The sequence below is a fragment of the Chromobacterium piscinae genome, assembly GCF_021129175.1.
GTDB classification, from domain to species: Bacteria; Pseudomonadota; Gammaproteobacteria; order Burkholderiales; family Chromobacteriaceae; genus Chromobacterium; species Chromobacterium piscinae.
In genome coordinates this window covers 1-10,544 of the sequence record NZ_JAJOHV010000137.1, presented here as the reverse complement: position 1 = coordinate 10,544, position 10,544 = coordinate 1, and the positions used below count along the sequence as shown (strand labels likewise).

Annotated in this window: 13 protein-coding genes; 7 read left to right on the top strand and 6 right to left on the bottom strand. The window is 51.1% G+C overall.

The annotated features are described in order from the left end of the window. The 4 genes from LQR33_RS23105 to LQR33_RS23090 all read left to right on the top strand — a co-directional run. Positions 1 to 496: DUF2345 domain-containing protein (locus LQR33_RS23105; RefSeq protein ID WP_231470612.1), on the top strand; the 496-nt coding region annotated here is incomplete at its 5' end. A 9-nt stretch (positions 497 to 505) separates the two neighbouring features. Then, positions 506 to 1,243: a hypothetical protein gene (locus LQR33_RS23100; RefSeq protein ID WP_166439937.1), complete on the top strand. Its 738-nt coding sequence runs from the start codon at positions 506 to 508 to the stop codon at positions 1,241 to 1,243. Then, a complete protein-coding gene (locus tag LQR33_RS23095) occupies positions 1,240 to 1,752 on the top strand; it encodes a hypothetical protein (protein ID WP_231470610.1) in 513 nt (170 codons plus the stop codon). The genes LQR33_RS23100 and LQR33_RS23095 overlap by 4 nt, the downstream gene beginning before the upstream one ends. 24 nt (positions 1,753 to 1,776) lie before the next feature. Beyond that, positions 1,777 to 2,235 carry a hypothetical protein gene (locus LQR33_RS23090; protein WP_231470608.1) on the top strand — a complete coding sequence of 153 codons (459 nt, stop codon included), beginning with the start codon at positions 1,777 to 1,779 and terminating at the stop codon, positions 2,233 to 2,235. A 626-nt stretch (positions 2,236 to 2,861) separates the two neighbouring features. Here the strand turns inward: LQR33_RS23090 and LQR33_RS23085 are convergent. The 3 genes from LQR33_RS23085 to LQR33_RS23075 form a co-directional block, all read right to left on the bottom strand. After that, a complete protein-coding gene (locus LQR33_RS23085; protein WP_231470606.1) occupies positions 2,862 to 3,245 on the bottom strand; it encodes a DUF1484 family protein in 384 nt (127 codons plus the stop codon). A gap of 69 nt (positions 3,246 to 3,314) precedes the next feature. Continuing rightward, entirely contained in the window at positions 3,315 to 3,716 is a 402-nt protein-coding gene (locus tag LQR33_RS23080; protein WP_231470604.1) for a DUF1484 family protein, read from the bottom strand. A gap of 274 nt (positions 3,717 to 3,990) precedes the next feature. Next, positions 3,991 to 4,311, bottom strand: a complete 321-nt coding sequence (locus LQR33_RS23075) for a DUF1484 family protein (RefSeq protein ID WP_231470603.1) — start codon at positions 4,309 to 4,311, stop codon at positions 3,991 to 3,993. Positions 4,312 to 4,884: 573 nt separating this feature from the next. Between LQR33_RS23075 and LQR33_RS23070 the strand changes: the two genes are divergently transcribed. From LQR33_RS23070 to LQR33_RS23060, 3 genes are all read left to right on the top strand, one after another. Continuing rightward, on the top strand, positions 4,885 to 5,154 hold the full coding sequence (locus tag LQR33_RS23070) for a hypothetical protein (RefSeq protein WP_231470602.1): 270 nt from the start codon (positions 4,885 to 4,887) through the stop codon (positions 5,152 to 5,154). Between the two features lie 22 nt (positions 5,155 to 5,176). Continuing rightward, a complete protein-coding gene (locus tag LQR33_RS23065; RefSeq protein ID WP_231470601.1) occupies positions 5,177 to 5,479 on the top strand; it encodes a hypothetical protein in 303 nt (100 codons plus the stop codon). A 68-nt stretch (positions 5,480 to 5,547) separates the two neighbouring features. Beyond that, positions 5,548 to 5,835 carry a hypothetical protein gene (locus tag LQR33_RS23060; protein WP_231470600.1) on the top strand — a complete coding sequence of 96 codons (288 nt, stop codon included), beginning with the start codon at positions 5,548 to 5,550 and terminating at the stop codon, positions 5,833 to 5,835. A gap of 1,005 nt (positions 5,836 to 6,840) precedes the next feature. On the opposite strand, the gene LQR33_RS23055 is transcribed toward LQR33_RS23060, so the two are convergent. From LQR33_RS23055 to LQR33_RS23045, 3 genes are all read right to left on the bottom strand, one after another. Beyond that, positions 6,841 to 7,578, bottom strand: coding sequence for a hypothetical protein (locus tag LQR33_RS23055; RefSeq protein WP_231470599.1), 738 nt, complete (start codon positions 7,576 to 7,578; stop codon positions 6,841 to 6,843). A 1-nt stretch (position 7,579) separates the two neighbouring features. Continuing rightward, entirely contained in the window at positions 7,580 to 8,983 is a 1,404-nt protein-coding gene (locus LQR33_RS23050) for an SH3 domain-containing protein (protein ID WP_231470598.1), read from the bottom strand. A gap of 3 nt (positions 8,984 to 8,986) precedes the next feature. After that, a partial coding sequence (locus LQR33_RS23045) for a DUF2345 domain-containing protein (protein ID WP_231470597.1) occupies positions 8,987 to 10,544 on the bottom strand: 1,558 nt, incomplete at its 5' end.

Below are 10,544 nucleotides of genomic sequence, written 5' to 3'. Positions count from 1 at the left end.
CGTGGCGGGGGTGAAGGACAAGGTGGCGCTGAAGCTGATCGCGGCGAAGGGAAAGGTGCAGGTGCAGGCACAGAGCGACGCGATGGAGTTGACGGCGGATAAGGACCTTTCGATTACTTCGGTGAAACAGAAAATCCACTTCAACGGCAAACAGGAAATCCTGCTGACCAGCGGCGGCGCTTATGTGCGCATCAAGGATGGCAAGATCGAGCTGCACGCGCCGGGCACCGTCAGCTTCAAGGGGGCCAGCCATGATTGGAGTGGTGGGGACAGTATGCATCCTCCAGAAAATATGATGCTAATTCCAGGCTCACATTTTGATGAAGCCATACAACTTAAAGATTTTGATGGTAACCCGATCGTAAATTCTCACTACGAGATAAAGATGGAGAGTGGGCGAATTGTAAAGGGGGTGACTGATGGTAATGGATTTTCAGATAGAATAGTATCTAGAGAGCAAGAGAAGATTGTTAGAGTCCGATTTAAATCGGAGTGAGGGGTTTTAGTGAAAAAAAACTATGAAGATTGTATTGTTGAGCGGGACGTTTGGGTTGATTATAAATTTCAAGCACATATCTGCACGAATGAAAAAGATATCGGGAAATCATGTGTAGTCGAAAATGTTCCTGTGAGAAAATTGACTGATGGGGAGATTAATCTTTGCAGGCGATATTTTAAAGATCAAATTCATTATGACAAAGTTTGGTTAGTAAATGATCGAGCAAGGTCGCTTGGTGAGAAATATAAATATACGTCTATTGTTCGTTTTCCATATGTATTTCTTCCAACGCTATGGAGTAAGGACTTTTCAAAGCATACGGATGTCAGTGCTGTAGCAAACTGGATACATGAAATGACTCATGTATGGCAATTTTCTATCGGAGGGGCAGGGTTTGATCGTGGCAATGAAGAGGGCGACGCTTCTACTTTTGATAGGGCAAACAAGCAGTTTGTAATTGGTAGGTATGCACTGGACCCTAAATGGATTAAAAGATTTTGTTTTCATAATAGTGAGCAGCAAGGAGATTTAATTGCTTTGCATTATCAGATGACGGTTGATCAGGCTTTTAGAATTCCAAGAATTGGTTTGTGGCCATTATTAGAGTATGCTGTCGAAAAAGACTTTCTGACCGGAGATCGAGGGGTAGATTTCTTGCCTAGGAAGATAGCGAAGCCACCGCTAATGCAAGATGGATATTCCGATCTCGTGAAGCAGGCAAAGATAAGATGGGGGATTAGGTGAAAAAAACTATAATTGTGTTTCTGTTAATTTTGTCTTTTTTTGGGATTGTTGCATGGTTAAAAGACAAAAATAAGACAGAGGATATCCAGGATGGAGTTGTAGAGCAAGATATTTCAAAAGATATAAAAGTATCATTCGATGGAAATAACTTCAAGGTTAACTTGGTTAACATGCCATCAGGGGAGATGGCAAGTGTCGGGGTAACGGCTTTGACAGGTCATGGTGGAGATATATTAGGAAAGTATTCATATAGCGTTTCTTTGGATGGGCAATGTGGGTCAAAAATAAAAAGTCTAGTGATTGGATATAAGGCAGGAAAGCTTTCATTGCTTAATAGTGACTGTAAGCTTACGGTCACTCCATCGCCTGTTTTGATTGCGGAGCAGGAGTGGAGGAGTTTTGATAGATTTTCAGTTTCTTATTCCTACGGTGGTGGCGGAAGAGCATTTGGGATGTATTTCTGCCGGAATGATGAGGGCAGTAATTTTAATCGCTGTGAAAAGCCCTAGGTGGGATTTTTATCTTGTAGATGCATGGCAGGTCTATTGCCTAGAATGGTTGCAATAATTTTATTTGGCTGTGTAATCTCTTTCTTAATTTTTCAAGCTGGTTTTCATGGTGTACGGCCTTTTGATAAAACGGTTACAGTAGTGCAGTCTAGCGTAACTGATCAAGGTGTTGTTGTTATGTTTGTACCTTCTTGGCAGGTCAAAGCACCAACATTGTTTTGTAGTTTTGATCGAGATAAAGGGCGCCACTATACAGAGTCTAATGAAACAGTTGGGTATGGTGGTCCTGATACGGCAGTGCGACAAGGGCAGAGCATGACGATTGAGGTGGTTTTTGGTAAGGCTGAGTGGAAGGACATGTCTAGTGATGAATTTAAGAAACTGGTAGATGAACGAGGTTCTATTTATTGTCGACTGTATCAAGCTAATTTTTCCTCTATTGAGTCTGATGAGTTTGAAGTTAAACTGCCCAAGAGTAAATAAAGGCATCATGGATGTAATAGGCAATGGTTTTACGGTAGGTTTGAGTTTGTAAAGGTCATAAGTATGCCATTGCTTATAGTGTTTTATGCACTAAGCGGGTTGCTCGGTTGGGTAAGCGCTATTGGTCCAATTCAATACATAGTGGCGCAAAAATCAGGAGTTGAAATAAAATTCAAATTTTCCAGTGCTGACCCTGGATTATCCAGAAAGTTGAGTCGCTTAAACTGCCTGATAGGCAATGCCTCTGTAAATGATTTTATTGCGCTAAATCATGGAGTGAGCTGGACTGGAACGATTGAGAATGCTGGCCAGGAAAGAGGGTTATTTGTTTATAAACTAGCACCATTGCTCATATGGTAGATGACGGGCGATGGTCTCTTCCATCCAGCCATAAAATCGTACGAGAGCTATCTGATAAAAAAGTCGTTCGATGCCGAGTTGTACAAGGAAGCTATATTGGTAGACCTACTGTTTCTCCTGAAATGGTAGTTCCAGCGGAAAATATTATCGAGCTATATCGGAATTGATTGAGGTTGCACAATAAGTGCGGCTAATACACAGATAGTGTTGAACTCAAAATAGCTTAAAAACAGCCCACCCCGCCATCCGGCCGGGTGGGCTTTTTGCTACACCTTGCCTACCAGCTGGTAGCGGGCCAGCAGCATTTCCTGGTGTAGCGGGGTAAGCAGGCTGAACAGCTGGCGGGCGGGGAGTGGGGTGCCGTCTGCCAGGCGCAGCAGGTCCAGCAGCGATTGCATGCCTTCGCTGGCGCGGGCCAGGGTTTGGTTGCTGGCGCTGAGGGTTTGTTCGATGTCCTGGTTGAGCTCGGCCAGCCTTTCCAGCAGCAGGCGTAGAGCGGTGGGGCTGTGGTGGGTGAGCGGGTTTTGCAGCTTGGCGATGAGCTGGTTCAGCTCCACCAGCGCCGCCACCGTGGCGGGGCGGTGGTTTGGCTTGCCAGCGTTGGGTTCGTTGCCGGGTGCGGGCGGGGTAAGTGGGGTGATGTTGGACATGCGTTTTCCTCCATGGCTGGATAGCGGAAACCGCCGGGCCTGCGTGTGCCGGCCCGGCGGGCTGTGCGCTTACAGCGTGCGGGTGAGCAGGTGGAGCGGCTGGTCCATGCGCTTAAGCAACGGCGTCAGTAGTTCCTTCAGCCGGCTGGATGGCAGGCGCACGTCGTCGCCCAGGCATGAGAGCAGGTCCATCATGGATTCCAGGCCCAGCTGGGCATGGGCCAGGTGGGGGATGGATTCTCTTACCGCGTCCTCCATCTCCCGGCACAGGTGGGCCAGCTGCGCCACGGGTTGGCGCAGGCTGGCTAGATCGGGGTCGGCCAATTGCTCCTGCAGCTGGGCAAAGATGTGGTTCAGCTTGGCCAGCGGTGCGGCCGGGTTGGATGGCCGCAGATGGCGGTGTGGCCCGTGGCCGTGCGCTTGGGGGCGGATGTGCACGACAAACGGCGCAAATTCAGTGGGGTGGGACATGCGTATCCTCCAGCGAGAAAGTCCACCCGCCCAGGCGTAAGCCAGCGCCTGTCCGGCCTGCGGCCGGGGAAAGGCCAATGCGCGTGGGCGAGCGGCAAGTCAGTGCGTCCCGTGCGGGGGCGGGGAAAGCGGCGAGGGCGGAGCGGTGCCTGATGCGCAGGCGGCGAGGGGCGCGATGGGTGAGTGCGCCCCCAAGGTGCCGCCACGCCGCTGCCCACCCCAACACGGGGTTCTCAGCGGCCGCCGTGCCCGGATGGGCCGCGGCGGCAGCGGCTTACAGCACGCCGGTGAGCCGGCTGAGCGACGCTTCCATCCGCTTGTCCAGCGGCGCCAACAACTGCTGGAGGCGGCTGGAAGGCAGGCGCACATCGTCGCCCAGCGCGGACAGCAGGCCCAACAGCGCCTGCAAGCCCAGCTGGCCGTGGGCCAGGTGGCAGATGGTTTCCACCACCGCGTCCTCAATGTCGCGGCACAAATGCGCCAGCTGCGCCGCCGGCACGCGGGCGCAGGCCTGCGGCTTGCGGGCTAGCTGGCCCTGCAAGGCGGCAAAGGCATCATGCAGCCGATGCATGGCCAGCAGGCTGGGCTGAGACAAAGAGGTAGACGCCCTGGAATGGAGCAAAGGGCTGGGGGATACGGCAAGGTGAGACGCACTACGGGAAATGCTTGTCATGGCAAGATTCTCCGAGATTTAAGTGCTCGCCTGCGTCTCCGACGCCAATCGGTGGGTGGCAGGCACATGGCGGGATTGGCGTTACCGGAATCTCGGAACCGGCGTGTCTTGCGACACTCCCACCAAGGCCCGCCATAGATTGCACGTAGCAATGGTGTGAGGACTGGAGCTTGCGCTGCAGTCCGCCGAGATTCTTCGGGACGCCAATCCCGGTGCCGCTATTGAACGGCACGGGGAGATTATCTAGCGGGGAGCTTTGTCTGGCAAGCGAATAAGTACGTGTGGATGCTTGTGAAATCAGTGGTTTTCGAGCGGTCGCAGTCTCACTTAGCTAAGACGTTTTACATTTGACCTTGGACTGACCCGGCTCCTGTAGGCATTCCTGCCTTATGATTGGACTGACATGGCCCTGCTGGGCCTCGACTGACGGAAAAGTCGCTTTGATCATGATGATCCGGCGGGCATCAAGGATACGATTTAATAAGGAGAGCAATAATGATTCGATTTGTAACTCAGGCGGAGTGGGGCAAGTTAGAGGGATCAACTGCTGACATGCCATGGTTGGTAGCTAAAAATCGCTTTGTCGGATTTTTCGCAGATCAGAGACATGGCTTAGGGCTGTATGAACAGGTGGAGGCCAAGTACGGTTGCCGAGCGTCGAATGCTAAGGAATGGTGTGCTGCAATGAACTCTGTTATCACGATTCTAAACGAGCTGTCTGATGATGCGACCGAGAGTGATGTGAGAATCGCTTTTAATATATAACAGGAAAGAATGGGAAATGACCATGGAATTTAACATTCTCGAAGTGCTTTATTTTCATGTTCCCGGTAGTGACAAGGAAAAGAGTATTCAACGGCTACATGAGGTGCTTGGGCCGGGGTTCGAAGTAGAACCGATGGAGATCGCTGACAATAATGGTTGGTCGAACAGTCGTCAGTGGGTTCGAATTGCAGCGCGGTTTGGCAGAACATTCTCCAGCGCTGCTGAGTTTGAAAATGAGCTTCGGGAAATTGCCCCGGAGGCCAATTACCCGTGGCAGCGTGTCGGTGCTGTCAAAGTCGGAGAGACTCAGACAACTCTTGGCTGATCGTAAAAGCCTTGTCCATGCCGGTCGCGCGCCGGCATCAGCAAGACCTTTCACCAGGGGGAGAAGTTATGGATGCACTGAAAGAATTCTCAACTATTTCGTCGGATGACGAATTATATGTTTTTTTGAAAAAGCACGATTTTGTAAGAGACACGCAATCAGACAGCTCGACACCAAGGGCGAACATTGGGCGTGGGATTCTTGGGGAGTACGCCGGCCAAGTAGAGGGACGCCCGGCTAAGGTGATTCACCGCTGGTATGACCCTAGTGGTCCTTTCCAAAATGAGCCTGATATTCATAAAGCGAAACTTGAAGTAGATGGCTATGGCAGCAAGGAAGTGGCTTACAACGGATAGGAAAAAACCGCGCCCTAGTGGCACCCGTGCCGACCGGCCGTCGGCGATGATCACTGGAGAAGATGCAAATGCAGGAAAACGAATTGAAGAACGTGAAAAAAGTACGTGGTGCGAGCTCTGAGCAGGATGCAAATTAAATGCTGGAAAAAGGGTGGGTGATGCTCGCTACGGCCTCCGGCAAGAATGAAGAAGGTTATCCGATCACCCGCTATTCGCTGGGCTGGTTCAAGGACTCCAACCCTGACGACTAACCTAGCGAGAGCAGGTTGATCCATGCCGCTACTGGCGGCATGCGTGAACCAACTTCATCACGGAAAAGATCGTGAACTCACGACTAGGCCCCATCCAGCGCAAGCTGGTTCAGTGGGTGACAGAATACGGGCGTGTCCATATAGGGGTTGCTACAGTGCCACCGCACCACTTGGGCCTTTCTGGGTACAGCATGGATGAAGTTGGGCCAGCACTAGATCGGCTGGTGCGTAGAGGTGTGTTGGAGAGTGATAAGCCCGGCTTCTACTACCTGCCTGGATGGACGTAGGATCCCATCTTCATCTAGATGAGCCCCACGGCAGGTCAATGGGGGTTCTAGACGACTGTAGGATGGTGGCGGTACAGGCGTCCCATCTTCCTGGATGATCCTCTCCCAAGCTTTGAGCGGCCGTTGTACCGTGGCCATCTACTTGATTGGGTCTCCTACCGGATATCTTTCTATAAAAGGCCTAAGTAGATGGTGCGAGCTTACCCGCTGGTGGCAAGGGTTGATGCAACTACCGCGGAATAGAAGTGCCTTGAACCTCAGAGGTTTGGAAAGCGGCTGGTTAGATCAGCTACCTCGGTGTCCAGGAGGTGCCGGACGACATCCATTTTGCGTATTTTAGAACAGTGTCCGGCTTGGGGGGCGAATGTAATCACTTCATGTCAGTCTGTATGTTACCAACGCCTAGTATGAGAGGATATGGCAACGGCGACATCTTGGTGCGTACATCAGATTCATGGAGCCTAGGGTTATTTGTTAGGATGTAACGGATTACTTGAAGGCAATTGAATGCCTAGTTTTTTACTTGTTTGTATGGCAGCCGTAATGCAAATACAGCTCATCATGTAAACTTGAATAAGGCAGGCTAGCAAGAAAGACATTGCTGTGCTGATAGCCATTGTTGAAAATTCAGGATATGCTTTCCTAAGATTTAGTCCCAATATTAATAACAAAACCATTATGATTGGGAAGGCGAGCTTTAGGAGTGAGTCATTGAATTTGTTAAGTAAGAGTTTTTCCTGTATGGAGAAGTGCTCAATCATTCTTCCTCCAGATATTGTACCAAGCGCTTTAAAATCCTTTATGAAAAAATCTTGTATTTCTGATGTTTTTGGTAATGTAAGAAAGCCGTGTGCAATGGCAAATACTGCCCAGGCTGCAGTATAGGAAACTAATATAAAATTAAAGTTTTCCACATCGTATTTTGTAAAAAAAGCGGGAAAAATGAACAAGAATACACTAAGAACAGTGCACGCAAAAAAAGCATTAAATATACCCAAGGAGTAAACTGCTATTTTATTTGCTTTTCTGCTAAGTACGAGTGTGGAAACTGTTGCCAAGATTGCGAAGGTAAGATAGACGGCTATGGAAAATTTAATGGCCTCAGCCGACTTGCCAGACCATTGATTTGCCATAATAAAGGATAGAGGCAATAGAATCCATGCCCACACCAACACAATTCTAGAAATTTTTGCAATGGGATTCATATTATCTAGCCCAGCCAGCTACGGTCTCTTTAATATTAAATGCGCTATCTGCATAGTCAATCACGGTTGCGGCAAGTATGTAGCCTCCAACAACAACCATTGCGCCCAGCCAAACTGGAGCCGTTATGGTAACACCAACTGCTGATGCGGCGGTAGCGGCGGTAAGCATAATGCCCGCAGTAATCAAACCTCCTAAAGCAGCTGTGCTCCCGGCTTTGAAGATAGACACTCCAGCTCTTCCGAAAAACTCGCTCATGTCATTGGATTTTCCATCTCCAAATGTGGTAGCGAAGTCCCCATATAAATCTATTACCGTTCCGACGCCTTGAATCTTCATGCCCGCCCTGAAATTTCCCTTGGCGGTTAAAAATACTCTTTTAAACCCGCCGAGGCCACGTCGTCCTGTTATGTGATGGTTCGACCCCAGAAATTCAGCTTTGTTGCTACCTACGGGCATGCTAACAGTTTTTAGCTTAGACAGTCCTGTTGGGGTAATCAGCCTGCCTTTGAAAACATAACGATACATGCCAATTTTGGACCTCTCTATATAGACTCGCATGCCTAGCATGTTGAATCTTCTCCAGTGAGACTGGATATAACCTGCGGTTTCTTTAAAATAATTGGCAGTGAGAGGGGAGTCATTGCTTGTCATTGCGGTATTTGTTCCCTCAACTACATTGGCAATGATGGCTTCAAGCTGACTACCTTTTTGAGGCTCTTTAAATAGCTGATCTGGAGCCCCTGTTATTTGGCCTCCAAGCCGTTCAAGTTGTTGAATGGCCGCAGGGGTTAGCTCATTTTTTGAAATTGTGCCGGCAATATAGTGCTCTTGGAGCTCGGGCTTGTCCATACTTCCTAATAAATAGGAGTATTGACTCTTCTTCATTTTTTCGTCGCTCAGGAAGCCTTGAAGTAACTGGTCTTCTTGGGTTAAAACAGCAGAATGCCCATAGGGGTCCGCAGCTGTACATTTCAAGAAGTTAGGTGTTGCGGGCTTACTATTCAGAATGATCATCAGTGGTTCGGGCTTGATCATTGGGTCTTTGTCATACTTATTGTTGTCTAATTTGTTTGGGTACCATTCTCCTAAGACTTTTCCCGAGCTTTCAATAATTAATTTTCCAGAAAAGTCTCTGGATATCCAAACATATATGCGCTCACCATCTTTGAAAGACATGCTTTTTCTGGCATGGTATGCATGTAAGAGCTTATCTCTTTCGCTATAAAAATCACTGCGGTCTGTTCGCAGAGTGTAGGTGGCACTTGACTTTATATTTATCTGAATGACCACGTCTCTGTGTTTGCGCTTAATTACTCGGTTTTTGCATCCTGCGACAAGACCTTTTGCAGTTTCTCCAGGAAGGCAAACATAAACCAGATTTTCCGGCATAGCTTTATCGGACATGATTTAACCTTTTTTTCTGGTAGGCAAATCGCCCTTGAATGTGTCGAAAAGCACATTCTTAAATTTTACCCAGCCATCTGCATCAGATGATTGTTGCAATTTCGTATTATCACCGGATTGCAGCTTGATTTGTTCACCAGCCAAGGGATTGCCCTCAGCATCCTCATAACGTACATGCAAGTCTGTGGTTTTATTCTCTGATTTCAGCGTCTGAACAAGGCTTGTGGGTCCGCTCAGGTTATGGCTAGCGCCCTTGACGCTGACTTGGCCCGGGCAATGCACTTCGATATTGCCGCCGGCGATGCGGATATAGCCGCCGCCGCAAGTCAATAGAATCTCTTCCTTGGCTGCAACAGTGATGACGTTTTTGCAGGAGGTGATCGTCACATCCTTATCCGCCGTCAGCTCCATCGCGTCGCTCTGCGCCTGCACCTGCACCTTGCCCTTCGCCGCGATCAGCTTCAGCGCCACCTTGTCCTTCACCCCGGACACGAACAGGCTGATGTGCTGGCCGACGTTGTGCAGCCAGCGCCGGCCGGTGGTGTGGTTGGCGTCGCGCTGGGCGACGAGGTTCAGGTTCTGGCCGGCGGAGACGGTTTGGCTTTGTTCGGTCAGGCTGGCGATGCCGGCCGGGCCGGACAGGATCAGCAGCGGTTGCTGGCCGGCTTGATCCTTGGCGGTTTTGCCGTCCTTGTCGGTGTTCGATCCCGCTTCCCAGGCTTTCAGCGCGTCGGCGTGGTGTTGCAGGTGGCCATCGGTTTTCTTGCCGGCCTTGGCGTTGTCCGGGCCGATTTCGTCCGGCCCGGTTTCCATGGTGTCGGCCAGCTGGCCGGTGGCGGTTTCGGCCAAGGCTTGGCTGAGGGAGAGGGCGGCGTCGAGCTGGCTCTGGGCGTGTTCGCGCGCCAGCTGTTTGCCGCCAGCGCCGTTTTGCGCTTCAGTGGACAGCAGCAGGCCGTGGGCGGCGCGGATGGCGCCGTGGTTGTCGGTGCGCAGTTCGAAGCCGTCGCCGCGCGGCTGGGCCTTGCCGTTGCTGCGCGGGTGGGCGAGGTAGCCCTGGTTGAGCTGGGTTTTGCCCGGTTCGCTGGACAGCTTGGCGCGCACTTCGCCGGGAGTGTCGTCGAACAACAGTTCGTTGTAGCCGCCGCCCTGGTGTTCTTTTGACTTGATGCCGGACAGGGTCTTGTTGGCGGGCAGGCTGCCGGCGCCGCTGAAGTCGGGCGTCGGGTGGCTGCCGTTGTACAGCACGCCGGTGATCACCGGACGGTCGATGTCGCCTTCGATGAAGTCGACCAGCACTTCCTGGCCGATGCGCGGGATGAACTGGTGGCCCCAGCCGGCGCCGGCCGACGGCATGGCCACGCGCAGCCAGCAGGAGGATTTATCGTCGAGGCCGGCGCCGATGGTCGGGTGTTCGTCCGGCCGCTGCCAGTGGAACTGCACCTTGATCCGGCCCTGGGTGTCGGTGTGGACTTCCTCGCCGGCGGGGCCGACCACGGTGGCGGTCTGCACGCCCAGGCTGGTCGGCTTGGCCAGTTCAGTACCGGCGTAGGCCGGGGTCAGC

Excerpts from the sequence above, each read along its gene's own strand:
- LQR33_RS23090 (WP_231470608.1), top strand. The coding sequence starts at position 1,777 with ATGGCAGGTCTATTGCCTAGAATGGTTGCAATAATTTTATTTGGCTGT.
- LQR33_RS23085 (WP_231470606.1), bottom strand. The coding sequence starts at position 3,245 with ATGTCCAACATCACCCCACTTACCCCGCCCGCACCCGGCAACGAACCC.
- LQR33_RS23080 (WP_231470604.1), bottom strand. The coding sequence starts at position 3,716 with ATGTCCCACCCCACTGAATTTGCGCCGTTTGTCGTGCACATCCGCCCC.
- LQR33_RS23070 (WP_231470602.1), top strand. The coding sequence starts at position 4,885 with ATGATTCGATTTGTAACTCAGGCGGAGTGGGGCAAGTTAGAGGGATCA.
- LQR33_RS23065 (WP_231470601.1), top strand. The coding sequence starts at position 5,177 with ATGGAATTTAACATTCTCGAAGTGCTTTATTTTCATGTTCCCGGTAGT.
- LQR33_RS23060 (WP_231470600.1), top strand. The coding sequence starts at position 5,548 with ATGGATGCACTGAAAGAATTCTCAACTATTTCGTCGGATGACGAATTA.
- LQR33_RS23055 (WP_231470599.1), bottom strand. The coding sequence starts at position 7,578 with ATGAATCCCATTGCAAAAATTTCTAGAATTGTGTTGGTGTGGGCATGG.
- LQR33_RS23050 (WP_231470598.1), bottom strand. The coding sequence starts at position 8,983 with ATGTCCGATAAAGCTATGCCGGAAAATCTGGTTTATGTTTGCCTTCCT.